The 25,947-nt window shown below is 67.9% G+C and carries 20 protein-coding genes; 12 read left to right on the top strand and 8 right to left on the bottom strand.

Going from position 1 to position 25,947, the window contains the following annotated elements; translation table 11 throughout:
- The first annotated feature begins 44 nt into the window (after window positions 1-44).
- The 12 genes from ubiE to ACQR03_RS14035 all read left to right on the top strand — a co-directional run bounded on the left by ubiE (window position 45) and on the right by ACQR03_RS14035 (window position 19,155).
- Window positions 45-806: a bifunctional demethylmenaquinone methyltransferase/2-methoxy-6-polyprenyl-1,4-benzoquinol methylase UbiE gene (ubiE, locus tag ACQR03_RS13980; RefSeq protein ID WP_315716905.1), complete on the top strand. Its 762-nt coding sequence runs from the start codon at window positions 45-47 to the stop codon at window positions 804-806.
- Window positions 803-2,377, top strand: coding sequence for a 2-polyprenylphenol 6-hydroxylase (ubiB, locus tag ACQR03_RS13985; protein ID WP_315716904.1), 1,575 nt, complete (start codon window positions 803-805; stop codon window positions 2,375-2,377). The genes ubiE and ubiB overlap by 4 nt, the downstream gene beginning before the upstream one ends.
- 127 nt (window positions 2,378-2,504) lie before the next feature.
- Window positions 2,505-3,932 carry a bifunctional phosphopantothenoylcysteine decarboxylase/phosphopantothenate--cysteine ligase CoaBC gene (gene coaBC / locus ACQR03_RS13990; RefSeq protein ID WP_315751766.1) on the top strand — a complete coding sequence of 476 codons (1,428 nt, stop codon included), beginning with the start codon at window positions 2,505-2,507 and terminating at the stop codon, window positions 3,930-3,932.
- The gene (dut, locus tag ACQR03_RS13995; RefSeq protein ID WP_315751765.1) at window positions 3,929-4,387 is read left to right on the top strand and encodes a dUTP diphosphatase; all 459 of its coding nucleotides are present in this window, start codon (window positions 3,929-3,931) and stop codon (window positions 4,385-4,387) included. The genes coaBC and dut overlap by 4 nt, the downstream gene beginning before the upstream one ends.
- Window positions 4,388-4,573: 186 nt before the next feature.
- The gene (locus ACQR03_RS14000) at window positions 4,574-7,081 is read left to right on the top strand and encodes a sensor histidine kinase (protein ID WP_315751764.1); all 2,508 of its coding nucleotides are present in this window, start codon (window positions 4,574-4,576) and stop codon (window positions 7,079-7,081) included.
- On the top strand, window positions 7,078-8,619 hold the full coding sequence (gene tsaE, locus ACQR03_RS14005; protein ID WP_434841478.1) for a tRNA (adenosine(37)-N6)-threonylcarbamoyltransferase complex ATPase subunit type 1 TsaE: 1,542 nt from the start codon (window positions 7,078-7,080) through the stop codon (window positions 8,617-8,619). Before ACQR03_RS14000 ends, tsaE begins: the two co-directional genes overlap by 4 nt.
- 184 nt (window positions 8,620-8,803) lie before the next feature.
- Entirely contained in the window at window positions 8,804-9,109 is a 306-nt protein-coding gene (locus tag ACQR03_RS14010; RefSeq protein WP_315716899.1) for a PilZ domain-containing protein, read from the top strand.
- Window positions 9,110-9,259: 150 nt separating this feature from the next.
- Complete coding sequence (locus tag ACQR03_RS14015) at window positions 9,260-9,982, top strand: nucleotidyltransferase family protein (RefSeq protein ID WP_315751761.1); 723 nt, start codon at window positions 9,260-9,262, stop codon at window positions 9,980-9,982.
- A gap of 986 nt (window positions 9,983-10,968) precedes the next feature.
- A complete protein-coding gene (gene addB, locus ACQR03_RS14020) occupies window positions 10,969-14,115 on the top strand; it encodes a double-strand break repair protein AddB (protein ID WP_434841479.1) in 3,147 nt (1,048 codons plus the stop codon).
- A complete protein-coding gene (gene addA / locus ACQR03_RS14025) occupies window positions 14,109-17,582 on the top strand; it encodes a double-strand break repair helicase AddA (RefSeq protein ID WP_434841480.1) in 3,474 nt (1,157 codons plus the stop codon). The genes addB and addA overlap by 7 nt, the downstream gene beginning before the upstream one ends.
- Before the next feature lie 99 nt (window positions 17,583-17,681).
- Window positions 17,682-18,002, top strand: coding sequence for a thioredoxin (gene trxA / locus ACQR03_RS14030; protein ID WP_015663255.1), 321 nt, complete (start codon window positions 17,682-17,684; stop codon window positions 18,000-18,002).
- A 142-nt stretch (window positions 18,003-18,144) separates the two neighbouring features.
- Complete coding sequence (locus ACQR03_RS14035) at window positions 18,145-19,155, top strand: ATP-dependent DNA ligase (RefSeq protein ID WP_434841503.1); 1,011 nt, start codon at window positions 18,145-18,147, stop codon at window positions 19,153-19,155.
- A gap of 2 nt (window positions 19,156-19,157) precedes the next feature.
- Here ACQR03_RS14035 and ACQR03_RS14040 read toward each other — a convergent pair whose 3' ends face one another.
- From ACQR03_RS14040 to ACQR03_RS14075, 8 genes are all read right to left on the bottom strand, one after another.
- Complete coding sequence (locus tag ACQR03_RS14040; RefSeq protein WP_316173511.1) at window positions 19,158-19,898, bottom strand: metallophosphoesterase family protein; 741 nt, start codon at window positions 19,896-19,898, stop codon at window positions 19,158-19,160.
- A gap of 12 nt (window positions 19,899-19,910) precedes the next feature.
- Entirely contained in the window at window positions 19,911-21,254 is a 1,344-nt protein-coding gene (locus tag ACQR03_RS14045) for a bifunctional folylpolyglutamate synthase/dihydrofolate synthase (protein ID WP_315750460.1), read from the bottom strand.
- Complete coding sequence (gene accD, locus ACQR03_RS14050) at window positions 21,251-22,189, bottom strand: acetyl-CoA carboxylase, carboxyltransferase subunit beta (protein WP_315716893.1); 939 nt, start codon at window positions 22,187-22,189, stop codon at window positions 21,251-21,253. Before accD ends, ACQR03_RS14045 begins: the two co-directional genes overlap by 4 nt.
- Window positions 22,190-22,283: 94 nt before the next feature.
- A complete protein-coding gene (gene trpA / locus ACQR03_RS14055) occupies window positions 22,284-23,120 on the bottom strand; it encodes a tryptophan synthase subunit alpha (protein ID WP_315716892.1) in 837 nt (278 codons plus the stop codon).
- Window positions 23,117-24,340, bottom strand: coding sequence for a tryptophan synthase subunit beta (gene trpB / locus ACQR03_RS14060; protein ID WP_315716891.1), 1,224 nt, complete (start codon window positions 24,338-24,340; stop codon window positions 23,117-23,119). Before trpB ends, trpA begins: the two co-directional genes overlap by 4 nt.
- Entirely contained in the window at window positions 24,337-24,996 is a 660-nt protein-coding gene (locus tag ACQR03_RS14065; RefSeq protein ID WP_315750461.1) for a phosphoribosylanthranilate isomerase, read from the bottom strand. Before ACQR03_RS14065 ends, trpB begins: the two co-directional genes overlap by 4 nt.
- 77 nt (window positions 24,997-25,073) lie before the next feature.
- A complete protein-coding gene (locus ACQR03_RS14070; protein WP_315750462.1) occupies window positions 25,074-25,466 on the bottom strand; it encodes a lipopolysaccharide assembly protein LapA domain-containing protein in 393 nt (130 codons plus the stop codon).
- Window positions 25,467-25,543: 77 nt separating this feature from the next.
- Window positions 25,544-25,861, bottom strand: a complete 318-nt coding sequence (locus tag ACQR03_RS14075) for an integration host factor subunit beta (protein ID WP_315716888.1) — start codon at window positions 25,859-25,861, stop codon at window positions 25,544-25,546.
- Window positions 25,862-25,947: the final 86 nt, after the last annotated feature.

The raw sequence follows: 25,947 nt of genomic DNA on the forward strand, positions 1-25,947 counted from the left end.
CCTTGGCCGCATCAGCGCTATGGTGCCGTATCGGAGTAAGGGTGATGGATCAGCCGGACCAAACCACTCATTTCGGCTTCAGGGACGTGCCTCTGGGCGAGAAGCAGACGCTGGTGAACGACGTGTTTCACAGCGTGGCACAGCGCTACGACCTGATGAACGACCTGATGTCGGGCGGACTGCACCGCGTCTGGAAGGACATCATGATCAACACGCTGAACCCGCCGAAGAGCGATGCGCCGTTTGCGCTGCTCGACGTGGCCGGCGGCACCGGTGACATCTCCTTCCGCGCCGCCAGGAAGGCCGGCGCCGGCTTCCATGCCACCGTGTGCGACATCAACAGCGACATGCTCGAGGTCGGGCGCCAGCGGGCGCTGAAGCAATATCTCGACGACAAGGTCTCGTTCGTCGAGGGCAATGCCGAAAAGCTCGCTTTTCCCGACCGCTCCTTTGACGCCTATACGATCGCCTTCGGCATCCGCAACGTGCCGCAGATCGAGCTCGCGCTCGCCGAGGCCTTCCGCGTGCTCAAGCATGGCGGCCGCTTCCTGTGCCTGGAGTTCTCCACCGTCGAGATGCCAGGGCTCGACAAGCTCTACGACCTGTTCTCCTTCAATGTGATCCCGCAGCTCGGCCGCGCCGTCACCGGCGATGCCGAGTCCTACCGCTACCTCGTCGAATCGATCCGCCAGTTTCCGCGCCCCAGCGCCTTCGCCGAGATGATCTCGGCGGCCGGCTTCTCCCGCGTGTCCTGGCAGACTCTCTCCGGCGGCATCGTCGCGCTTCATTCCGGCTGGCGTTTGTGATCTCCGCACTCACCCACATTACGCGGCTCGCCCGGGCCGCCTTCGTGTTCGCGCGCGAGGGCGTGTTCGGCGCCGTCGATCCGAGCCTGGCGCCACCGCCGGGCCAGCTCGCGCTGAAGCTGGCGCGCCTCGTCGAGCGCCCCGGCGCCAAGTCCGGGCCAAGATTGTCGCGGGCGCTCGAGCGCATGGGCCCGGCCTATCTCAAGCTCGGCCAGTTCCTGGCGACGCGGCCCGACGTCGTCGGCGTCATCATGGCGCGCGACCTCGAATCGCTGCAGGACCGGCTGCCGCCATTCCCGCAGGCCGAGGCCGAGGCGGTCATCGCCACCGCGCTCGAGCGCCCGATCAGCCAGCTGTTCACGCATCTCGGTCCTCCGGTCGCCGCCGCCTCGATCGCGCAGGTGCATCGCGGCGAGGTCGAGCGCGACGGCATTCGTCGTCCAGTCGCGGTGAAGGTGCTTCGGCCGAACGTCGCCTCGCGCTTCCGTCGCGACCTCTCCGATTTCTTCTTCGTCGCCGAAAAGGCCGAGGCGCATTCGTCGGAGGCGCGGCGGCTGCGGCTGGTCGAGGTCATCAACACGATGTCGCGCTCGGTCGCGATGGAGATGGACCTTCGCCTGGAGGCCGCTGCGCTCTCCGAGATGGCGGAAAACATCAAGGACGATCCGGACTTCCGCGTACCCACGGTCGACTGGGATCGCACCGCCAACACCGTGCTGACGATGGAGTGGATCGACGGCATCGCGCTGAACGATCACGCCCGGCTCGCGGAGGCCAATGTCGATCTGCCCGACGTCGGTCGCAAGGTGATCCAGAGCTTTCTCCGCCACGCGCTGCGCGACGGCTTCTTCCACGCCGACATGCACCCGGGCAACCTGTTCCTGGACCAGCAGGGACGGCTGGTCGCGGTGGATTTCGGCATCATGGGCCGGCTCGGCATGAAGGAGCGGCGCTTCCTCGCCGAGATCCTGCTCGGCTTCATCACCCGCGACTATCGCCGCGTCGCCGAAGTGCATTTCGAGGCCGGCTACGTGCCGCCGCATCATTCGGTGGAGAATTTCGCCCAGGCCATCCGCGCCATCGGCGAGCCGATCCACAACCGCACGGCCGAAGAAATCTCGATGGCCAAGCTGCTGACCCTGCTGCTCGAGGTCACCGGCCTGTTCGACATGCGCACCCGGCCGGAGCTGATCCTGCTGCAGAAGACCATGGTGGTGGTCGAGGGCGTCGCGCGCGGCTTCGATCCCAAGCTCGACATCTGGAAGGTCGCCGATCCCGTGGTGCGCGAATGGATCGAGCGCAATCTCGGCCCGCTCGGCCGCATCGAAGGCGCCGTGTCCGGCGTCGGCGACCTGGTCCGGCTCAGCGCGACCCTGCCCGTGCTCGCCGCCCGCGCCGCCGCCGTGCTGGAGCACATGGAGACCATGACCCGCGACGGCCTGCGCCTGTCGCCGGAAACCATCGCCGCCATGGGCCGCACCGAAGGCAAGAAGAGCCGCTGGCGCGCCATCGCGCTGTGGGTCATCGCGCTGACCTTCATCGGCATTCTGTTCGCGGTGCTCAGGCTTTAGACTCGCAGCCTGGGCAAAGGCGCAGCGCTGCCGCCCATGGCGGCCGCTTTGCCCACCTTCCTCTGATTGCACTGCTGTCATTTTCTGCTAGCATTGCCTTCACAAGGGCAATGCTGGGGAGGCGGTCATGGCGAGCCTGACCATCCGCAAGCTGGACGACTCTCTCAAGACTTATCTGCGACTGCGCTCGGCGCAGAACGGGCGCTCCGTCGAAGAGGAAGTCCGGGTCATCCTGCGCGCGCTGATCGAGCCCGCCGATCCATCCGAGCCGCCGATGGCGCCGCCTGCTCCAGCCAACCTGTCCGCTCCGCTCGTCCCCCAGCCCGGCCAGGCGCGCGAGGCTCGCGTCACCCTGATCATCGGCGGCGGCATCGCCGCCTACAAATCGCTCGACCTGATCCGGCGGCTCAAGGAGCGCCACATCCACGTCCGCTGCGTGCTGACCAAGGCGGCGACGCAATTCGTGACCGAGCTCGCCGCATCGGCGCTGTCGGGAGATCGTGTCTTCACCGATCTGTTCGACGCGCGCAGCGAGTTCGACGTCGGCCACATCCGGCTCGCGCGCGACTGCGATCTCATCGTGGTGGCACCGGCGACCGCCGACCTGATGTCGAAGATGGCGCACGGCGCCGCCGACGACCTCGCCAGCGCCATCCTGCTCGCGGCGAGCCGGCCGATCCTGCTGGCGCCGGCGATGAACCCGATGATGTGGAGCAATCCGGCGACGCGCCGCAACGCCGCGACCCTGCAGCGCGACGGCGTCCAGATGATCGGGCCGAACGCCGGCGAGATGGCGGAGAAGGGCGAGGCCGGTGTCGGCCGCATGGCCGAGCCGACCGAGATTGCGGACGCCGTCGTCGCCATGCTCAAGCCGCCTGTGCCGCGCCCGCTCGCCGGCCGCCGCGTGCTGATCACCGCGGGCCCGACCCACGAGCCGATCGACCCGGTGCGCTACATCGCCAACCGCTCCTCCGGCAAGCAGGGCTTTGCGATCGCCGCCGCCGCGCAGGCCGCCGGCGCCGACGTGCGGCTGATCGCAGGACCGGTGGAGCTCGCCGACCCCAAGGGCGTCAGCGTCACCCACGTCGAATCGGCGCGGCAGATGCTCGACGCCGTCGAGGCCGAGCTGCCCGCCGACGTCGCGATCTTCGCCGCGGCGGTGGCCGACTGGCGCGTCGCCAATGAGGGCGGCCAGAAGCTGAAGAAGACGGACAAGGCGATCCCGCCGCTGACGCTGGTCGAGAACCCCGACATCCTCGCCACGATCTCGAAGCTGAAGGAGAAGCGGCCTGGTCTCGTCATCGGCTTCGCCGCCGAGACCGAGCACCTGATCGACAACGCGAAGGCAAAGTTCGCCCGCAAGGGCTGCGACTGGATCGTCGCCAACGACGTCTCGGCCGCGACCGGTGTGATGGGCGGCGACCGCAACACCGTACATCTCTTGACGAAGGACGCCGATGGCGTCCATGTCGCGTCCTGGCCGATCATGACCAAGGACGAGGTCGCGACTGCGCTCGTCGCCGAGATCGCCAGAACCATGGGACCCGTTGCGTGACACAGACGATCGCGATCGACGTGCAGATCCTGCCGCATGGCGAGGGCCTGCCGCTGCCGGCCTATCAGACCGCACATGCCGCGGGGCTCGATCTGCTCGCCGCGGTTCCGCCCGATGCGCCGCTCGTCCTTGCGTCAGGCAGCCATGCGATGGTGCCAACGGGACTGTCGATCGCGCTGCCCGACGGCTACGAGGCCCAGGTGCGGCCGCGTTCGGGGCTCGCTGCGCGGCACGGCGTCACAGTGCTGAACTCACCGGGCACGGTGGACGCGGACTACCGCGGCGAGATCTGCGTGCTGCTGATCAACCACGGCAAGGAACCGTTTACGATCCGCCGCGGCGAGCGCATCGCGCAGATGGTGATCGCCGCCGTCGCGCGCGCCGAGCTCAGCCTCGCGACAACCTTGACGACGACCGCGCGCGGCAGCGGCGGCTTCGGGTCGACGGGCCGTTGAACTACGGGCTTGCCACTGTTCCGACTCGAAAGAGTCGATCGGCGGACGCATTTTCCTCAGGCGCAACCATCGTTCACGGTCTGGACTCTTACCGCTGGAGTCCCGAAGCGGTTATGGTTGATTGATTCGTGAGACGGCGCGGTCGACGCGATCGGCGCCCGGAACTTCGTGCGGTTTGGGGCAAATATGTCGGGCGTGATCGTGGTGATGCGTCAGACGCTGCTGTCATGCACGTCACTTGCGCGCAAGGGCCTGATGGGTCTCGCTGCGACTGCGCTTGCGCCGGCGACACCGGGCTTCGCAGGCGATGGCGTGCCGCCGGATGCGATCACGACGCTGTTCGAGCTGAGCCGTCCTGATATCGCCGAGGTCACGGCGATGCTGGCGCTGCTCGGCTTCTCCGTCGTCGCCGCGGTCGCGCTGGTGCGCACGCGTCTGGCGGCCGGCCGGAAGGAAGCGCGGCTGCGCGCCGACGTCGCCGGGCTGCAATTGCAGGCCGATCGCTACCGTGCGCTGCTGTTCGCCGAGCCGCAGATCCTGATCGCCTGGCCGGCCGGCGGCCACCGTCCGCAGATCTCCGGCGACACCTCGATGCTGGTGCCGCAGGATCAGCCGCAGCGCATTCTCGCCTTTGGAACCTGGCTGCCGCCGGAGCCCGCGCTGCAGCTCGACCGCGCCGTCGACGCGCTGCGCGAGGCGGGCGAAGGCTTCATGCTCAATCTCACCACCTCGCACGGCCATGCGATCGAGGCGATGGGCCGCGCCATCGGCGGCCAGGCCATCGTGCGCATCCGCGAATTGTCCGGCCTGCGCCGCGAGCTCGCCGAGACGCAGCTCCGCTTCAAGGCGCTCGGCGAGGAGACGGAGTCGCTGCGCGCGCTGGCAGCGGCGCTGCCGTGGCCGATCTGGGCACGGCAGGCCAATGGCGCTCTCGCTTACGTCAACGCCGCCTATGCCCGTGCCGCCGATGCCCGCGACGTGCCGGACGCGATCGGCCGCAACATCGAGCTGCTCGACTCGGCCGACCGTATCGACCTGCAGCGCGCGCTCGCCACCAACGGCCGTTTCGAGGGCCGGCTGCCGATCGTGACCGGCGGCGAGCGCCGCATGTACGACGTGCGCGCCTTCATGCTGGGAAACGGCAGCGCTGGCGTCGCCATCGACGCCAGCGAGGCGGCGGCCCTGGACGCGGCCGTGGTGCGGATGCGGGAAGCACACCGGCGCACGCTCGATCAGTTGTCCTCGGGCGTAGCCGTGTTCGACGGCCAGCGCCGGCTCGCCTTCTACAACGACTCCTATCGCCGGCTGTGGCGTCTCGATCCCGCCTTCCTGGACAGCCAGCCGGATGACTCGTCGGTGCTCGACCGTCTTCGCGCCGCGCGCAAGTTGCCCGAGCAGGCCGACTTCCGGGCCTGGAAGGCCAAGCTTCACGAGGCCTATCGCGCCGTCGAGGCCGCCAAGGACACCTGGTTCCTGCCCGACGGCCGCGCGCTGTCGGTCGTCACCACGCCGAATCCGGAAGGCGGCGTCACCTATCTGTTCGACGACGTCACCGAGAGCTTCGCGCTTGCCCGCCGCTTCGACGGCTTGATCCGGGTCCAGCGCGAGACCCTCGACAGCCTTGCCGAGGGCGTCGCGGTGTTCGGCTCGAACGGCCGGGTCGAGCTGTTCAATCCGGCCTTCGCCAAGATGTGGCGGCTGTCGCCGGATCAGTTGCGCGAGCATCCGCATATCGACACCGTGGAATCCTGGTGCCATCAGCTCTATGACGATGCGGTCGCCTGGCGCACCATCCGCGAGGCGATCACGTCGATCGAGAACCGGCTCGACGTTGCGCTGAAACTCGAGCGCAAGGACGGCAGCGTGCTCGACTGCATGAGCCGCCCGCTGCCCGACGGCGCGACCATGCTGACCTTCCAGGACATCACCGACACCGAGAATGTCGAGCGAGCCCTGCGCGAGAGCAACGAGGCGCTCGAAGCCGCCGGCCAGATGAAGATCGACTTCGTCCACCACGTGTCCTACGAGCTGCGCGCGCCGCTGACGACGATCATCGGCTTCGCGCATTTCCTGTCCGATCCGTCGACCGGGCCGCTGACGCCGAAGCAGGCCGAGTATCTCGACTACGTCACCAAATCCACCAACGCGCTGCTGGCGCTGACCAACAACATTCTCGACCTCGCCACCATCGATGCCGGCGCCATGAAGCTCGAGCTCGGGCCGGTCGACGCCGCCAAGGCGATCGAGGCCGCCGCCGAGGGCGTGCAGGACCGGCTTGCCACGGATCGCATCCGATTGACGATCGCGGTGGACCCTGATGTCGGCTCCTTCGTCGGCGACGAGCGCCGCGTCGTGCAGGTGCTCTACAATCTGCTCGCCAATGCCGTCGGCTTCTCGCCGCCGGATTCGAGCGTCGTCGTCAGCGCCCGCCGCACCGACCACAGCGTCATCTTCGCGGTCACCGATTCCGGCCCCGGCATTCCGCCCGAGGTGAAGGACAAGGTGTTCGAATGGTTCGAGAGCCATTCGCAGGGCTCGCGCCATCGCGGCGCCGGCCTCGGACTGTCGCTGGTGCGCTCCTTCGTCGAGCTGCATGGCGGCAGGGTGCGGATGGATTCGGTGGTCGGCAAGGGCACCACGGTCACCTGTGACTTCCCGACCGACCACGTCGCGCAACGCAACGCCGCGGAATGACGGACCAGCTGACATTCACCACCACGCTGGCGGACGAGACCGCCACCGCCGCCCTGATGGCCGATCTCGCGCTGCTGATCGGCCCGGGTGCACTGATCACGCTCACGGGCGATCTCGGCGCCGGCAAGACGGCGGCGGCGCGGGCGATGATCCGCTATCTCGCCGGCGACGACGAGCTGGAGGTGCCGAGTCCGACCTTCACTCTGGCGCAGAGCTACGACCTGCCGAGCTTCCCGCTGGTGCATGCCGATCTCTATCGCATCAGCGACGCATCGGAGCTCGAGGAGATCGGCCTGTCGCCGCTGCCGGAGGCGACCGTCGTGCTGATCGAATGGCCGGAGCGCGCCGGCGGCACTCTCCCGCTGGATCGCGTCGACATCGCGCTGCGCCACGATCCATCGCAGGGCGACACCGCCCGCAGCGCCGAGATCACCGGCAGCGGCAAGGCGGCCGCGGTGGTTGCACGGCTGAAAGCCTTGCGCGAATTCCTCGCCGAGGCCGGGCACGCCAAGTCGCGCCGCGAGCGCATGGCCGGCGATGCCTCGACCCGCTCCTATGCGCGGCTCCACAAGGGCGAGCGCGTCTCCATCCTGATGAACTCGCCGAAGCGGCCCGACGGCCCGGCGATCTACAACGGCAAGCCCTATAGCGGCGCCGTGCATCTCGCCGAGGACGTCCGCCCATTCGTCGCGATCGCCGCCGCCTTGCGCGGGCGCGGCATCTCGGCGCCGAAGATCAACGACGCCGATCTCGGCCACGGCTTTCTCATCACCGAGGATCTCGGACGCGAGGGCGTGATCGAGGGCGACCCGCCACGACCGGTCGTGGAGCGCTACGAGGCCGCGACCGATCTGTTGGCCGCGCTGCACGCGCAGGACGTCCCCTCGGTGCTGCCGCTGGCGCCGCAGGTGACCTACGAGGTCCCGACCTTCGACGTCGAAGCCATGCTGATCGAGATCGGCCTGATGCTCGAATGGTACCTGCCCGACCGTGGCGTGGAGCTGTCGCAGGTGCTACGCGCCGAATTCCTGGAAATATGGCGCGAGTTGCTGGAGGCGCCGCTCGCGGCCAAGCCCACATCTAAGCCGACCTGGGTGATCCGCGACTACCACTCGCCCAACCTGCTCTGGCTGCCCGCGCGCGAAGGCATCGCCCGCGTGGGCGTGATCGACTTCCAGGACGCGGTGATGGGACCGCCGGCCTACGACGTGGTCTCCCTGGCGCAGGACGCCCGGATCGACGTGTCGGCAGAGCTCGAGCGGGCGCTCCGAGAGCGCTACATCGCCGCACGCCAAGCGGCGTCGACGGACTTCGACGCCGACGAATTCGGCGCGCACTACGCGATCATGTCCGTCCAGCGCAACACCCGCCTGCTGGGTACCTTCGCCCGCCTCAACCGCCGCGACGGCAAGCCGCACTACCTCAAGCACCAGCCTCGCATCTGGGACTATCTCCACCGGTCGCTGGCGCACGCGGCGCTCGACCCAGTCCGCGACTGGTACGCGGCCAACGTGCCGCCACCGGCGGGGGTGACTTAAGGCAGCGTCTCGCAGCACCACCGGTGCGCTCCCCCTCCCCCTTGCGGGGAGGGGAGCCGACCGCCGCCGTGGAGAGAGAACGCGCCAAAACCGCGCACCTCCGTGGCTTTACCGGTTCTTAGCCATCCCCCTTTACCTTGCGCCCGTGGCGCCGGTTGCGCGCCGCGCGTGAATGGAGGTTGCGATGGCAGAGCGGATGAAGGGCGAACGCGTCGTCTTCGAGCGCGGCATCCCGGCTTTCATGATGGGCATCGACGGCACCTGGCGGCGCAACTGCACCATCGAGGACGTCTCGGAGACCGGGGCGAAGCTGACGGTCGAGGGCTCGGTCGAAGGCCTGCACCTGAAGGAGTTCTTCCTGCTGTTGTCGTCGACCGGCTTGGCCTACCGGCGCTGCGAGCTGGCCTGGGTCAATGGCGACCAGATCGGCGTCACCTTCCTGAAGCAAGGCAAGAAGAAGACCAACAAGCGCGCCGCAGCCGAAGCCTGACCGAGCCACGACTGCGGCATCTTGCATCACGATGGCCGGGCAGCCGTCGCATATTCGTCATCGGCCCAGGCTATCGCAACCGGCCGAGACGATAGATGTTTTTGCGTGGTATGATTCGCACATGCCACCGTTGATCGAGATGCCCTGAAGATGCCCGTCAAGCCGCACAAAGCCATGGTCCTCGCCGCCGGTCTCGGATTGCGCATGCGCCCACTGACGGAGACGATGCCCAAACCGCTGGTGCGCGTCGCCGGTCGCCCGCTGCTCGACCATGTGCTCGACCGCCTCGCCGAGGCCGGCGTCACCGAAGCCGTCGTCAACGTCCATTATCTCGCCGACCAGATCATCGCGCACACGGCCGCGCGCAGCACGCCCCGCGTGATCATCTCCGACGAGCGCGACCAGGTGCTCGGCACCGGCGGCGGCGTCGTCAAGGCGCTGCCGCTGCTCGGCCACGAGCCGTTCTTCCACGTCAACTCCGACACGATGTGGATCGAGGGCGTGCGCCAGAACCTGTCCCGGCTCGCTGACGCGTTCGATCCGGAGCGCATGGACATTATGCTGCTGATGGCGCCGACCGCGACCTCGATCGGCTACGCGGGTCAAGGCGACTACGCGATGCTCGCCGACGGTACCTTGCGCAAGCGGCGGGAGCATCAGGTGGTGCCGTTCGTCTACGCGGGCGCCGCGATCATCTCGCCGTCGATCTTCGACGGCGCGCCGAAGGGCGAGTTCTCGCTGACGAAGATGTTCGACAAGGCGAACGAGCAGGACCGCCTGTTCGGCCTCCGCCTCGAAGGCGTCTGGATGCATGTCGGCACGCCGGCCGCGGTGGCGGAAGCGGAAGAGGCTCTGATGGAGAGTGCGGCGTAGCGGACTGCCCGACGGGCGAATCAGGTCGGCGCGTTGCGCGATTTGCTCCACCTCGTCGGCGCCGACCCTGCGCTGGGATCACTCAAATCATCTGCGTCGAGAAACGATTTTCGTCCGCACATTCAACCCGATCCCGCTCGTCGCGTCCGACGCGCACAAAATTCTTCTTTCGCTTTTACAGAATTCATGTTCTCTCATGCGCATCCCGCCTCGTTGCGAGGGGCGTATCGCGGTCGTCACGGACGTTGAGCGCGGGATGCGATGGCCTGTCAGGATTGCAGCGTGCTTTCGGGTGCGCGGACGAACGGTTCGGGCAGGACGGCGAAATCGTAAGGTCCCGGCATCCCGACGCTGATGCCAAGCTCGCGCCGCTGCTGACGCCGCGCGCGGGCGACGGTGGCTACAAGCCGGCACACCGAGGAGAGGACGTATAAGCCGTAACACCGTCGCGCAGGGAAGGCCGGGTCGTTCCGGCTGAACCTGTGGTTCCTGCCCCGTGCACTCTTTCACGCACGGGGGCCACGGGCCTCAGCCGAGGCCCGGCCTTCCCTGCGCCCTTGCTTCGGATGAGGGCGAACGATTTGCATCACTCGGGCGCGAGAAGCGTTGCGGGAATGAGGATGTTTGTCTCCGTCATTGCGAGCAGCGAAGTCCCACTGCAGAGGCGGCCTGGATTGCTTCGCTGCGCTCGCAATGACGATGGGGGTGGGCAGCTCGTGCTCCGTAGTCAGCTGCCATCGCCCGCGAAAGCGGGCGATCCGGGACGCCGCGGCCTCCCGAATCAAGCTGAACCGCCTCGGAGGACCGGATCGCCCGGTTGAGCCGGGCGATGGCGGAGAGCGTGGCTGCAGCTGGGGCTCAGGCGCACGGCGTCCTCCAGCACAGGGACAAAGGTCACGCACCTATCAACACCCGTCCACACCCCGGATATGACCTCCGCCCGATCGCTCCCTATATAGACGGCACAGCAACCCGAATCGCAGGCCATGCGCGTCTTCACCGTTCCCATCTCGGCGCCGTTCCTGCGCAGCGTGATCGCCGCGCTGGTCGACGGCCGGCTGGTCGACGGCTTCGAGGCACGCAGCGATCCCGCCCGGCTCGCGACCGCGACGCTGTATCTGCCGACGCGGCGCTCCCTGCGGGTGGCGCGCGAGATGTTCCTCGACGAGCTGAAGACCGATGCCGCGGTGCTGCCGCGCCTGGTCGCGCTCGGCGATATCGACCAGGACGAGCTCGCCTTCGCGGAGGACCGCGACGCGTTCCTCGGGCCGGCGCCGCTGGAGATTCCGGAACGACTCGACGACCTGCAGCGCCGGCTCACGCTGGCGCGGCTGGTCGCGGCCTGGGCCAAGACGCCGGTGTCGGCGCCGCTCGTGATCGGCGGGCCCGCCTCGACGCTTGCGCTGGCCGGCGACCTCGCGCGGCTGATCGACGACATGGTGACGCGCGGCGTGTCCTGGGATGCGCTCGATGCGCTGGTGCCGGATCAGCTCGACAAATACTGGCAGTATTCGCTCGAGTTCCTGCGCATCGCGCGGACGGCGTGGCCAGCCTATCTGCAGGAGATCGAGCGCATCGAGCCGGCGGCGCGGCGCGATCTGCTGATCGCGGCCGAAGCGGCGCGGCTGTCGGCGCATCCCGATGGTCCCGTCATTGCCGCAGGCTCCACCGGCTCGATGCCGGCGACGGCAAAATTCCTGCTCGCCGTCGCCAAGCTGCCGCATGGCGCGGTGGTGCTGCCTGGGCTCGACACCGATCTCGACGAAGCCGCGTGGAATTCGATCGGCGGTGCCAAGGACCGCGCCGGCCGCGTGTTGACGCCGCCCGCGGTCAATCATCCGCAATATGCCATGCACCTGCTGCTCAAGCGCTTCGGCGTGGAGCGGCGCGACGTGATCCGCCTCGCACCACCCGGCCGTGGCGGCCGCGAGGTGCTGATCTCAGAAGCGATGCGGCCGTCGGAAGCCACCGCTGTCTGGCATGAGCGCCTGCGCCAGTTCGACATCGCCGCCAACATTGCCGAAGCGATGGACAATCTCGCCGTCGTCGCCGCGCCCAACCCCGAAATGGAGGCGCTGGCGATTGCCATCGCGATGCGCGAGGCGCGCCATCTCGGCAAGTCCGCTGCGCTGGTGACGCCGGACCGCGCGCTGGCGCGCCGCGTGATGGCGGCGCTGACGCGCTGGCACCTGACGTTTGACGATTCCGGCGGTGACGCGCTGTTGGAGACGCCGGCCGGCATCTTCGCGCGCCTCGCCGCCGAAGCCGCCGCGCGCGGACTGGAGCCGCCGACTTTGCTGGCGCTGCTCAAGCATCCGCTGTGCCGGCTCGGCCGCGCCGCGAATGGCTGGAGGAGTGCCATCGAGCCGCTGGAGCTCGCGTTGCTGCGCGGCACGCGGCCACAAGCCGGAAGCAGCGGGCTCGCGCGCGACTTCGCGCGCTTCCGCGACGAGCACACCAAGCTGCACCAGGGCGAATCATCATCGCTGCACAAGGCCGAGCCGCGCGCGCGTCTCAGTCCCGAGCAGCTCGACCGCGCCGGCGCGCTGATCGCGCAATTGCAGACGGCTCTGGCGCCGCTGGAAAACCTCGCCTCGCCGCGTCCGCAGGATTTCGCCGAGCTCGCCGCGCGGCATCGTGAGGTGTTGATCGCGCTCTCGACAGACGATGTCGGTCTCAGCGCCGCGTTCACCGATCGCGACGGCGCCGCGCTGGCGCGCTGCTTCGACGACCTGCTCGCGTCCGGCGAGCGCTGCGGCCTGATGGCGCCGCTGTCGGACTATCCGGATCTGTTCCATACCGCCTTCTCCGATCGCGCGGTGCGCCGGCCCGAGCGCCACGGCGCGCAGCTGCAGATCTATGGTCCGCTCGAAGCGCGACTGATGCAGGCCGACCGCATGATCGTCGGCGGCCTGATCGAGGGCATATGGCCGCCGGCGCCGCGCATCGATCCCTGGCTCAGCCGCCCGATGCGGCATCAGCTCGGCCTCGACCTGCCCGAGCGCCGCATCGGACTATCAGCACACGATTTCGCACAACTGCTCGGCGCGCCCGAGGTGATCCTGACGCACGCCGCAAAGTCGGGCGGCGCGCCAGCCGTGGCCTCGCGCTTCCTGCACCGTCTCGAAGCCGTCGCCGGCGCCGAGCGCTGGAAGGCGGCGACCGCGCGCGGCGAGACTTACGTCCGCTATGCCGAGGTGCTCGACCAGCCGGCCGCGGTGAAGCCGGTCGAACAGCCGGCGCCGAAGCCGCCGCTGGCAGCACGGCCGCTGCGCATGTCGGTGACCGCCATCGAGGACTGGCTGCGCGATCCCTACACCATCTTCGCGCGCTACATCCTGCGGCTCGATCCGCTCGATCCCGTCGACATGCCGCTGTCGGCCGCCGATCGCGGCTCGGCGATTCACGAAGCGATCGGCGAATTCACGCAGACCTATGCCGATGCCCTGCCGCTGCATCCGGCGCATGCGCTGCGCGTGATCGGCGAGAAGCACTTTGCGCCGCTGATGGAGCGGCCCGAGGCGCGGGCGCTGTGGTGGCCGCGTTTCCAGCGCATCGCCGGCTGGTTCGCGGCGTGGGAGACCGCGCGACGCGCGCAGATCGGCGCCATCACCGCGGAGATCCGCGGCGAGATCGGCATTCCCTTGGATCAGGGCCGCACCTTCATGCTGTCGGCGCGCGCCGACCGCATCGAACAGCGTGCCGAGGGCACCTACGCCATTCTCGACTACAAGACTGGCCAGCCGCCGACGGCCAAGCAGGTGCGCATGGGGCTGTCGCCGCAGCTCACACTCGAAGCCGCGATCCTGCGCGAAGGCGGCTTCGACGGCATTCCCGCCGGCAGCCTGATCAGCCAGCTCGTCTATGTCCGCTTGTCCGGCAACAACCCGCCGGGCGAAGAGCGCATTCTCGAGCTGAAGATCAACAAGAGCGACCCGCCGCAACATCCGGACCAGGCCGCGCAGGAGGCGCGCGAAAAGCTCGAGGCATTGATCCGCAGCTTCGAGGACGTCAATCAAGGCTACACCTCGCTGAACCTGTCGATGTGGGCGAACCGCTACGGTAGCTATGACGATCTCGCCCGTATCAAGGAATGGTCGGCGGCCGGCGGCCTGGGGGTGGAGGAATGGTGAAGGCGCCCCGCCCCATTCCGCAGGCCGTGCGCGAGGCGCAGACGCGCGCATCGAACCCGGCTGCCTCCGCATTCGTGTCGGCCAATGCCGGCTCGGGCAAGACGCATGTGCTGGTCCAGCGCGTGATCCGGCTGCTGCTCGACGGCGTGCCGCCGGAGAAGATCCTCTGCATCACCTTCACCAAGGCCGCGGCCGCCAATATGGCCGAGCGCGTGTTCTCGACGCTCGGCCATTGGGTGACGCTCGACGACGACGCGCTCGACAGCGCGATCCAGTCCACCGGCATTCCCAATCCCGACAAGAAGCTGCGGGCCTCGGCGCGAAAACTGTTCGCCAGCGCGCTGGAGACGCCGGGCGGACTGAAGGTGCAGACCATTCACGCGCTGTGCACGCGGCTGCTGCAGCAGTTCCCGTTCGAGGCCAACGTGCCGGCGCGGTTCTCGGTGCTCGACGAGCGCGACCAGACCGAGATGATGGAGCGCGCCAATCTCAAGGTGCTGCTCGACGCCGCGCGGGCGCCCGACAGCGCGGTCGGCCGCGCGCTGCAGGTGGCGATGGCCAATGCGGCGGATTCGACCTTCAAGGACGTCGTCCGCGAGGCCTGTCTGAGCCGCGATCACTTCATGGCCTGGACCGATGGCGCCGGCCGCGTCGAGGTTGCCGCGCAACATCTCGGCGAGGTGCTCGGCATCAGCGCCGGCGAGACGCTGGAAGCCATCGAGCGCGACATCGTCGACGGCCCCAATCTGCCACTGAGGGATTGGGCCGATATCGCCGCGCGGCTCGACGGCGGCGCCAAGACCGACCAGAAGCAGGCGGAGCAACTCCGCGCCGCACTGGCGTTCTCGGGCGCCGATCAGGTCGATGAATATCTCCGCGTATTCCTGACCGAGGACAAGGAGCCGCGGAAGTCCCTGCTGACCAAGAAGTTCGCCGACGCCAATCCCGGCATCGCCGGTCTATTTGAATCGGAGGCGCGCCGGCTCGATCGCCTGATCGAAAAGCGCCGCGCGGCGGTCGTGCGCGATCGCACCGAGGCGCTGTTGCAGATCGCGACCGCCGCCGCCGCGAACTATCGCCGCGAAAAAGAAGAGCGCGGCCTGCTCGACTACGACGACCTGATCGACAAGACGCTGGCGATGCTGAACCGCGTCTCCGCCGGCTGGGTGCACTACAAGCTCGACCGCGGCGTCGACCACGTGCTGATCGACGAGGCGCAGGACACGAGCCCACGGCAATGGGACATCGTCGCCCACATCATCGAAGAGTTCACCGCCGGCGCCGGGGCGCGCGACGGACTCACGCGCACGATCTTCGCGGTCGGCGACGAGAAGCAGTCGATCTTCTCGTTCCAGGGCGCCGACCCGCACGAGTTCGATGCGCGCAGGCGCCAGTTGCAGAAGCGCTTCACCGATGCCGGGCTGCTGTTCGATCCGGTGTCGTTCACCTATTCGTTCCGCTCGGGCCCGACGGTGCTGCACGCGGTCGACCACGTGTTCCGCGAGCGCGACGTCTACAGCAGCATTCACTCGCCCGACATCGGCCACCCCATCCACAACGCGCTGACCGATGCCGGACCGAGCATGGTCGAGCTCTGGAGCCTGTGCGAACGCGACGACCGCAAGGAGATCGAGGGCTGGCGCGCGCCGTTCGACGGCGTCTCCGTCACCAGCCCCGAGGTGAAGCTTTCCAGGCGCATCCAGGCAGAGATCAAGCGGCTGATCCAGACGGGCACGATGACCGGCCATGACGGCGCGCGGCGGCGGCTGAGCTATGGCGACATGCTGATCCTGGTGCGCCGGCGCGGCAACGCCTTCGATGCTGTCATCCAGGCGCTCAAGCACGCCGGCATCCCCGTCGCCGGCGCCGACCGGCTGAAGCTGACCGAGCACATCGCGATCATCGACCTGATGAACCTCGCCGACGCGCTGCTGCTGCCGCAGGACGATCTGGCGCTGGCGACCGCGCTGAAGAGCCCGCTGTTCGGGCTCGACGACGACGATCTGTTCAAGCTGGCGTGGCAGCGTCGCGGCTCGCTACGCGACGCACTGACGGCGCACGCCGCTGACGACGCGCGGCTGCAGGCGGTCGTACGGCGCTTGCAACAATGCGAGCGCCGCGCCGCGGAGGACACGCCATTCGCCTTCTATGCCTGGCTGCTCGGCGGCGATGGCGGCCGGCGCCGCATCCTGGCGCGGCTCGGCCACGAGGCCAATGATGCGCTCGACGAGTTCCTCGAGCTCGCGCTGTCCTACGAGCGCAAGGCGCCGGCCTCGCTGCAGGGCTTCGTCGCCTGGCTGCGCGCCGCCGACACCGAGGTGAAGCGCGACATGGAGATCTCGCGCGACGAGATCAGGGTGATGACCGTGCATGGCGCCAAGGGCCTCGAGGCGTCCGTCGTCTTCCTGGTCGACACCACCTCGTCGCCGGCGGATTCGCAGCGGCTGCGGCTGATCCACGTGCCGCATGGCGAGCAGGAGATCGTGGTCTGGGCCGGGCGCAAGGCCGACGATCCGCAGCCCGTCGCGGCGGCACGCGTGGCGATGCTCAAGGAGACCGAGGACGAGTATCGCCGGCTGCTCTATGTCGCGATGACCCGCGCCGCGGATCGGCTGATCATCGGCGGCTGCATGCCGGGCAACATGAACAACGTCCGCGGCGGCAGCTGGTACGATCTGATGGCGCGCGGATTGGACGCGGCCGGCCTGCAGGTCGAGGTGATCGAAACCGAGGACGGGCCGGTCAAGCGCTATGCGCGGGCCGAGGACATCGCGGAAACCGCTGCTGACAAAACGCGGCCCATGGTCGAGACGGCCGTCGAACTGCCGGCGTGGCTGCGCACGGCGGCGGTGGAGGCGCCCGGCGAGGTCGCTGTGCTCCGGCCGTCCGATCCATCCGCCGACGAGCGGCCGGTGCGCACGGGCGAATCGCTGGCGGCGCGCAGCCTCGCGATGCAGCGCGGCACGCTGGTGCATCGCCTGCTGCAGTCGCTGCCCGACGTGGCGCCGGAGCGGCGGCGTGATGCCGCGCTGCGATATTTGATTCGCAACGCCGCCGACTGGCCGGAGGACGAGCGCGTGGGGCTTGCGGAACGGGTGCTCGCCGTGGTCGAAGACCCGCGCTTTGCCGCGGTGTTCGCGGCCGGGAGCCGGGCGGAAGTCTCGATCGTGGGCCGCCTCGCACTGGCCGGCCAGCCTCCGGCACTGGTCTCCGGCCAGATCGACCGCCTGGTGGTCACCGGGACCGAGGTGCTGATCGTCGACTTCAAGACCAACCAGCAGCCGCCCTCGGGACTCGCCGACGTGCCCCCGGCCTATGTCCGGCAGCTCGCGCTGTACCGCGCAGTGCTTGGCCAATTGTACCCCGGCCGCGTCGTCCGCGCCGCGCTGCTCTGGACCGAAGCCGCTGAATTCATGGAGCTTCCCGCCTCCGCGCTGGACGCCATGCTGCCATCCCAGCACGTCTGAGTGAGCCCGCTTGACCCGGGATCACGCCATTCCTACTTTGACGTCCACGCTGAGGCGGCCCGTCCGTGCCGCTCCCTCCAACCGAACGAGGTAATTTCCATGGCCGTTGGCAAGGTTTCCGACGCCGATTTCGAAAGCGAAGTGCTCAAGGCCGACGGCCCGGTCGTGGTCGACTTCTGGGCCGAGTGGTGCGGCCCGTGCCGCATGATCGCGCCCGCCCTCGACGAGATCTCGAGCGCGATGGGCGACAAGGTCAAGATCGTCAAGCTGAACGTCGACGAGAGCCCGAAGACGGCCTCGAAGTACGGCGTGATGTCGATCCCCACCCTGATGGTGTTCAAGGGCGGCGAGATGGCCTCGCGCCAGGTCGGCGCCGCGCCGAAGGCGAAGCTGCAGCAGTGGATCTCGTCGGCGGTGTGACGCTTGCGGAACAATGATTTTTGTCGAACGGCCGGCGGAATCGCCGGCCGTTTGCGTTGAGGGGTGTGATTCAGCGTTTTCGGATGTCGCCATGCCCGCCCGCGCCCATCGCTCGCCCTCCCGCAAATCCGGCCTGCTGGCCATGGAGGCGCGCTCGGTGGGTGCAATCCCGCGCGGCGAGGACTGGCAATACGAGCCGAAATGGGACGGCTTCCGTTGCCTGCTGACGCGCGACGGCGCAACGGTGACGATGCAGTCGAAGGCCGGCGAGGACCTCGCGCGCTACTTCCCCGAGGTCGTCGCTGCGGCGCGCGAGCTCGAGGCGACGAGCTTCATCCTCGACGGCGAGCTGGTGGTGCCGCAGGCGAAGTCGTTCTCGTTCGATGCATTGCTGCAGCGGATTCATCCCGCCGCCAGCCGGGTGAAGAGGCTATCGGTGGAGACGCCGGCGCTGTTCCTGGCCTTCGACCTGCTGGCGAGTGGCAAGAAGGAGCTAGTGACGCACATGCTGCACGAGCGGCGGCCGGCGCTGGAAGCGTTCGCGAAAGCGAACTTCACGGATCATCCGACGTTCCGGCTGTCGCCGGCGACGACGCGCTTCGCGACCGCGCAAGACTGGCTGGCGCATTCCGGCGGCGGCTCGGACGGGGTGATCGCCAAGCGGACCGACCTGCCCTACCAGGCCGGCAACCGCGACGGCATGCAGAAGATCAAGCGCTATCGCTCAGCCGATTGCGTCATCGGCGGCTTCCGCTACGCCACCAACAGCGGCGCGAACGGACGCAAGCTGGTCGGCTCGCTGCTACTCGGGCTCTACGACGATGACGGTCTGCTGCATCACGTCGGCTTCACCTCCGCGCTCAAGAAGGACGAGAAGCCCGCACTGACCGACAGGCTCGAGCCGCTGATCTCGCCGCCCGGCTTCACCGGCAATGCGCCGGGCGGCCCGAGCCGCTGGTCGACCGAGCGCTCGGCGGAATGGTGTCCGCTGAAGCCGAAGCTGGTGATCGAGGTCTGCTACGACCATTTCTCCGGCGAGCGCTTTCGCCACTGCACCTCGATCCTGCGCTGGCGCCCGGACAAATCGCCGAAGCAATGCACCTTCGAGCAGCTCGAGCAGAAGGTCGCCGATCCCTTGAAGCTGCTCGCGTGAGGTCAGCGGATCCAGCCGGTCGCGAGAACCGAGGCGAATTCGACATCACCATTGGCGCGGGCCAGCGCGGCCATCGGCTGATGATCATAGGGCACGTGGCGGAACGTCACGCTCCAGCCTGCGGGCTTAAGTTCAAGGATCGCATAGCGGGCGTCGGGCGTGCCGGCTTCCATCACATGCGGATGCGGTAAGTTGTAGGAATAGCCAGGGCTGCCCACGCTACCGGGATTGACGATCAGCCGCCCGTCGCGAAGCCGCACGGCGCGCGCGGTGTGGGTATGGCCACAGAGGATCAGTGACTGCGGGATGCCCTCGGCCGTTGTCTCGATTGCATCGAGCGGAGCGCATGTGACCGCGCCATCCGGCGCGACGCTCTCGAGCCAGTAGACGTTATCGTCCTCAGGCGTGGCGTGACAAAGGAAGACCTCGTCGCGATAGATGGCCGTCGGCGGGATCGTGCCGAGCCAGTCGAGATGCTTGGCTACGAGCTGCGCGTAGGCCGGCCGCTCCCAGGCGCCCATCCTCTCCGGCGGCCGATCGATCAGCCAGCGGTCGTGATTGCCGCGCACATGGACGGCATCGAGCGGCATCAGCAAGTCCATCGTCTTGCGCGCATCGAGCGGGCCGCTCGCCATATCGCCGAGATTGACAATGTCATCGACGCCTTGCGCGCGGATGTCGGCCAGCACGGCTTCGAGCGCGAGGTGGTTGCCGTGGACGTCTGCGATCGCGGCAAAGCGCATGCGCTATTCCCCTCAGGTCGGCGGCGTGCCGTTGAGGTCGAGCACGTGGCCCGCGAGATAGAGCGACCCCGTGATCAGGATACGCGGCGGGACCTCATAGGCAAGCCGCGCGATGCCGGCGAGCGCCGACGCGACGCCATCGGCGATCTCGACGCGCATGCCGAGCGTGCGCGCGGCGGCGGCCAGATCAGCCGGTGCCATCGCCTTGCTCTCGTTCGGAATCGGCACGACGATGATGTGGCGCGTCAGGCCGGCGAAGTTGGCCAGGAAGCCCGCGGCATCCTTGTTGCCCATCATGCCGACGATGACGACGAGCTGCCGCGACACGCGCTCCTCGAGGTCGCCGATCGCGGCCGCGACGACGCGACCGCCCTCGGCGTTGTGGCCGCCGTCGAGCCAGATCTCCGCGCCTTGCGGCGCGATCGCGGTGAGCGCGCCGTTCGACAGCCGCTGCATGCGCGCCGGCCATTCGGCGCCGACGATGCCGTCCTCGAACGCCTTGGTGGTGAGCTTGAAATGATCGACCGCCCGCAAGGTCGCGATCGCCAGGCCCGCATTGTCGAACTGATGCCGGCCGAACAGTTTGGGTGCCGGAAGATCGAGGAGACCGCGATCGTCCTGATAGACCAGCCGGTTGCGCTCGACATTGACGTGCCAGCTCTCACCGGCCGCAAACAGCGGCGCGCGCTGGCGCCTGGCCTCGCGCTCGATCACGGCCATGGCATCGGGCTCCTGCGCCGCCGAGATCACCGGGCAGCCACGCTTGATGATGGCGGCCTTCTCGGCCGCGATCAGCGCGCGGGTGTCGCCGAGGAACTCCATGTGGTCCATGCTGATCGGCGTCAGCACGGAGGCCGCGACCTGCTCGACAACATTGGTGGAATCGAGCCGGCCGCCGAGACCGACTTCGAGCAGCACCGCATCGGCTGGATGCCTTGCGAACAGCACGAAGGCCGCGACGGTCTTGACCTCGAAGAAGGTGATCGGCGCGCCGGCGTTGACCCGCTCGCACTCCAAGAGCGCGGAGATCAGCTCATCGTCCTCGACCAGGACACCACCGCCGACCTGGCCGAGCCGATAGCTCTCGTTGATGCGCACCAGCCAGGGCGAGGTGAAGACGTGGACGCGCAGCCCCGCGGCCTCGAGCATCGCGCGCAAATATGCGACCGTGGAGCCCTTGCCGTTGGTGCCCGCGACATGGATGACCGGCGGCAGCTTGCGCTCGGGATGACCGAGCTGCGCCAGCAGCCGGTGCATGCGCTCCAGCCCGAGCGAGATCCGGCTCGAATGCAACACAGAAAGCCGCGTGATCAGCTCGTCGAGCGACGGTCTTGGCTGGGCGGCAGAATCGTTCACGCGCTCGTTGCGACCGCCGGCGCTTCCGCGGTTTCGGCGGGCTTGGCCGGCGGCGGCAGCTGCGGCGCGGGCTTGGCGTGTTCAACGGCCGGCGCCTTGGTCAGCAATCGGCACAGCCGCGCCAGCGTCGGGCGCAGGTCATGACGGTGCACGACCATGTCGACCATGCCGTGGTCGAGCAGGTATTCAGCGCGCTGGAAACCTTCGGGCAGCTTCTCGCGAATGGTCTGCTCGATCACCCGGGCGCCGGCGAACCCGATCAGCGCGCCGGGCTCGGCAATGTGGACGTCGCCGAGCATCGCGTAGGACGCGGTGACGCCGCCGGTGGTCGGATTGGTCTGCACGACGATGTAGGGCAGCTTGGCCTCTCGCAGCATCTGCACGGCCACGGTCGTGCGCGGCATCTGCATCAGGGACAGGATGCCTTCCTGCATGCGCGCGCCACCGGAGGCCGCGAATACGATGAACGGCGACTTCTTCTCGACCGCGAGTTCGAGCCCGCGCACGATGGCTTCACCCGCGGCCATGCCGAGCGAACCGCCCATGAAATCGAAATCCTGCACGGCGATGACGACGCCCATGCCTTCCAGCTTGCCGAAGCCGACCTTCACCGCATCGTTCATGCCGGTCCGCGCCCGCGCATCCTTGATGCGGTCGGCATAGCGGCGCTCGTCACGGAATTTCAGCGGGTCGGGTGTGACCTCGGGCAGCGCGACGTCGAACCAGGTCTCGTTGTCGAACATCGACTTCAGCCGCGCCACGGCGCCCATGCGCATGTGGTAATTGGAGCCCGGAATGACGAACTGGTTGGCCTCGACGTCCTTGTAGAACACGAGCTGTCCGGAATCCGGACACTTGATCCAGAGGTTCTCCGGCGTCTCACGGCGCAGGATGTTGCGGATCTTCGGCCGGACCACGTTGGTAAGCCAGTTCATGTGTCGCTCCGTGTTGCGGTCGCCCGGATATATGGCGGGACGGCGGGGTCACGGCAAGACGGCCGCGACGCCCGGTCGAATAGTGGTTGACGGCCTATTCCGCGGCCTGTTGCGCCCCGTGCACGCCCCTTGCCAGCGCAGCGGCCAGATCGGCGACGGCGCTCACGGTCTTGGCGGTCGCGCGGCCCTCGGCGTCCAGGCTGGCGCGGAGCGCGTCAACCAGGGCGGTGCCGACCACAGCGCCGTCGGCATTGGCGGCGATGGCGCGGGCGGTCTCCGGTGTCCGGATGCCGAAGCCGACGCAGACAGGCAGCGCCGTATGCCGCTTGATCCGGGCCACGGCGGCACCGACGGCGGACGAATCCGCCGCCGCCGCGCCGGTGATGCCGGTGATAGAGACGTAGTAGACGAAGCCCGAGGTGTTCGCGAGCACCGCCGGCAGCCGCTTGTCATCGGTCGTCGGCGTCGCCAGCCGGATGAAATTCAGCCCCGCCTTCAGCGCGGGAATGCACAGCTCGCTGTCTTCCTCCGGTGGCAGGTCGACGATGATCAGGCCATCGACGCCGGCGCTCTTCGCATCATCGAGGAACTTGTCGACGCCGTAGATGTAGATCGGGTTGTAGTAGCCCATCAGCACGATCGGCGTCGCCGCGTCGCCCTCGCGGAAGCTGCGCACGAGCTGCAGCGTCTTCCTCAAGGTCATGCCGGCCTTGAGCGCGCGCAGACCCGCCGCCTGGATCGACGGACCATCGGCCATCGGATCGGTGAACGGCATGCCGATCTCGATGATGTCAGCGCCAGCCTGCGGCAGCGACTTGACGATCGCGAGCGAGGTTTCAGGATCAGGGTCGCCTGACATCACGAAGGTGACGAACGCCGAGCGGCCTTCTTGCTTCAATTGCGCGAAGCGCGCATCCATCCGGCTGGTCACGATGCCTTGGCCCTTCCTCGCAAGATGTCGCCCACCTGCGGCACGTCCTTGTCGCCGCGGCCGGACATGTTGACCACCATCAGATGGTCCTTCGACTTCTTCGGCGCGAGCTCCATCACCTTGGCGATCGCGTGCGCGGGCTCCAGCGCCGGAATGATGCCCTCGAGCCGCGACAGCAGCTGGAACGCCGCCAGCGCTTCCTCATCGGTCGCCGACAAATAGTTCACGCGACCGACCTCGTGCAGCCAGGAATGCTCCGGCCCGATGCCGGGATAATCGAGACCGGCCGAGATCGAATGCGCCTCCTCGATCTGCCCGTCCTCGTCCATGAGCAGATAGGTGCGGTTGCCGTGCAGCACGCCGGGGCGGCCGCCGGCGATCGAGGCGGCGTGCAGATGCGTCAGGCCATGGCCCGCCGCTTCCACGCCATAGATCTCGACCGAGGGATCATCGAGGAACGGATGGAACAGGCCCATCGCATTGGAGCCGCCGCCGATGCACGCGATCAGCGAGTCCGGCAGCCGGCCCTCGGCCTCCTGCATCTGCGTGCGGGTCTCGTTGCCGATCACCGACTGGAAGTCGCGCACCATCATCGGATAGGGGTGCGGACCGGCGACCGTGCCGATGCAGTAGAACGTGTTGTGGACGTTGGTGACCCAGTCACGCAGCGCCTCGTTCATCGCATCCTTCAGGGTCTTGGCGCCGGACTGCACCGGCACCACCTTGGCGCCGAGCATCTCCATGCGGATCACGTTGGGCTGCTGCCGCTCGACGTCGACCGCGCCCATGTAGACGACGCAATCGAGCCCGAAACGCGCGCACAGCGTCGCGGTCGCCACGCCGTGCTGGCCGGCGCCGGTCTCGGCGATGATGCGCTTCTTGCCCATGCGGCGCGCGACCATGATCTGGCCGAGCACGTTGTTGACCTTGTGCGAGCCGGTGTGATTGAGCTCCTCGCGCTTGAAGTAGATCTTGGCGCCGCCGAGATGCTCGGTCAGGCGCTCTGCGTAGTACAGCGGCGAGGGCCGGCCCACGTAGTTCTTCAGATAGCCGTTCATCTCGGCATGAAACGCGGGATCGGCCTTGGCCTCCGCATAGGCCTTTTCCAGATCGAGGATCAGCGGCATCAGGGTTTCGGCGACGAAGCGGCCGCCGAAGATGCCGAAGTGACCGCGGTCGTCCGGACCGCTGCGGTAGGAATTGGGAATGGCTGTCGTCATTGAACGCTCAACTCTTCAGCGGCCCGCGCCGCGCGAATGAAATCCCGGATCATGTCGCAATCCTTCACACCCGGCGCCCGTTCGACGCCAGATGACACGTCGACGCCGCCCGCGCGGGTGATCCGCACGGCCTCCGCGACGTTGTCGGCGCTCAGACCGCCGGAGACCATGAACGGGCGATCGAGCTTCACGCCCTGTAGCAGACGCCAATCGAAGGTGGCACCGAGGCCGCCGGGGCGGGTCGCCTCCTTGGGCGCCCGCGCATCGAACAGGATGCGGTCGCACACGTCGGCATAGCTCGCCAACGGCGCGAGATCGGCGTCGGTCGCGACCGGAATGGCCTTCATGATGGGTAGGCCGAAGCGCTGCTTGAGGTCGCGGACGCGCGCGATGCTTTCGCGGCCATGCAGCTGCAGGAGATCAGGCCGCAGCGTCTCGACGATGTTTTCGATCATCGCGTCGTCGGCATCGACGGTCAGCGCCACCTTGAGCGCGCGCCCCCTGACGTCACGACCCAGCTCACGCGCGGCCGTCAGGCCGACATGGCGTGGGGACGGCGGAAAGAACACGAAGCCCACCATGTCGGCGCCCGCGTCGAGCGCCGCAGCGAGGGTGTCGGGCGTGGTCAGGCCGCAGATTTTGACGAGCAGGGACATCAATGAACAACGCACGTCCGGGCGGAAAGGATCACCAGAAGCCGGCGGCTTCCAGGGCCGCCGAGCTTTCGCGCCTTCTACAACGCGGCGCCCTGCTTGTCTCGCCCATAAGGGGCGAAAAGCCGCGCCGGCGCAGCCGGAACCAGAGATTGCGCAGAGCCCTGTTTTGCACGCGCCGCGGCGCTCAACTGCGCCACCTGCGCGCGGGCCGCTTCGGCATCGGCCTGATGGCGGCGCGCGGCCCGCCGCCAGCGGCGCTGGCCGATCCAGGTGGCACAGCCACCCGCGATCACGCCCAGGATCGCGACGGCGATGATCAAGGCGAACAGCGGGACCGACGCCGAGAGCGCCGGATCAGTCGCGTTGAAGGGATCAAACGACACGGTAACGAAATGCCGATTGGCGACCGCGAAGATGACGAACAGCACCAGCAGCGGAAGGACGACCACGACAGTGAAGAATTTTCGCATGCGCTCGCTCGTGTCGGTCAGGCCGGATTCGCCTCGAAATCAGCCGCAGACGATTGGCACGGCCGGCGCGAGATGCTTCAATCGTCGGCGTCGTCAGCCGCGGCGCCGGCGGGATTGTCCCGGTTCAGCCGCTCGCGCATTTCCTTGCCCGTTTTGAAGAACGGGACGCTTTTCTGGTCCACCGGGACATGAGCTCCGGTCCGTGGGTTGCGCCCGGCGCGGGCCGGCCGATGCTTGACCGAGAAGGCGCCGAAGCCGCGCAACTCGACGCGGTCACCGCGGGCGAGCGCCGCGACGATCTCATCGAGGATCGCATTGACGATGTTCTCGACATCCCGCTGGTAGAGATGCGGGTTGTGCTCGGCGATACGCTGAACAAGCTCGGATTTGATCATCGAGAAAATGTACCCGGGGAGACAAGTCCCATTTCCGTGAAAATATGCTGGACTGTCAAGACGCTAAATCATTCATCGCGGCCGTG

The sequence above is a fragment of the Bradyrhizobium sp. HKCCYLS3070 genome, from assembly GCF_051167575.1.
Taxonomy (GTDB): domain Bacteria; phylum Pseudomonadota; class Alphaproteobacteria; order Rhizobiales; family Xanthobacteraceae; genus Bradyrhizobium.

Bases quoted from the DNA above. Each gene is read 5' to 3' on its own strand.
- trpB (WP_315716891.1), bottom strand. From the start codon at position 24,340: ATGACGACAGCCATTCCCAATTCCTACCGCAGCGGTCCGGACGACCGC.
- coaBC (WP_315751766.1), top strand. From the start codon at position 2,505: ATGGCGAGCCTGACCATCCGCAAGCTGGACGACTCTCTCAAGACTTAT.
- ACQR03_RS14035 (WP_434841503.1), top strand. From the start codon at position 18,145: ATGGAGGCGCGCTCGGTGGGTGCAATCCCGCGCGGCGAGGACTGGCAA.
- ubiE (WP_315716905.1), top strand. From the start codon at position 45: ATGGATCAGCCGGACCAAACCACTCATTTCGGCTTCAGGGACGTGCCT.
- ACQR03_RS14075 (WP_315716888.1), bottom strand. From the start codon at position 25,861: ATGATCAAATCCGAGCTTGTTCAGCGTATCGCCGAGCACAACCCGCAT.
- ACQR03_RS14070 (WP_315750462.1), bottom strand. From the start codon at position 25,466: ATGCGAAAATTCTTCACTGTCGTGGTCGTCCTTCCGCTGCTGGTGCTG.
- ACQR03_RS14065 (WP_315750461.1), bottom strand. From the start codon at position 24,996: ATGTCCCTGCTCGTCAAAATCTGCGGCCTGACCACGCCCGACACCCTC.
- accD (WP_315716893.1), bottom strand. From the start codon at position 22,189: ATGAACTGGCTTACCAACGTGGTCCGGCCGAAGATCCGCAACATCCTG.
- addB (WP_434841479.1), top strand. From the start codon at position 10,969: ATGCGCGTCTTCACCGTTCCCATCTCGGCGCCGTTCCTGCGCAGCGTG.
- ACQR03_RS14040 (WP_316173511.1), bottom strand. From the start codon at position 19,898: ATGCGCTTTGCCGCGATCGCAGACGTCCACGGCAACCACCTCGCGCTC.
- tsaE (WP_434841478.1), top strand. From the start codon at position 7,078: ATGACGGACCAGCTGACATTCACCACCACGCTGGCGGACGAGACCGCC.
- ACQR03_RS14000 (WP_315751764.1), top strand. From the start codon at position 4,574: ATGTCGGGCGTGATCGTGGTGATGCGTCAGACGCTGCTGTCATGCACG.
- addA (WP_434841480.1), top strand. From the start codon at position 14,109: ATGGTGAAGGCGCCCCGCCCCATTCCGCAGGCCGTGCGCGAGGCGCAG.
- trxA (WP_015663255.1), top strand. From the start codon at position 17,682: ATGGCCGTTGGCAAGGTTTCCGACGCCGATTTCGAAAGCGAAGTGCTC.
- ACQR03_RS14015 (WP_315751761.1), top strand. From the start codon at position 9,260: ATGCCCGTCAAGCCGCACAAAGCCATGGTCCTCGCCGCCGGTCTCGGA.
- ACQR03_RS14010 (WP_315716899.1), top strand. From the start codon at position 8,804: ATGGCAGAGCGGATGAAGGGCGAACGCGTCGTCTTCGAGCGCGGCATC.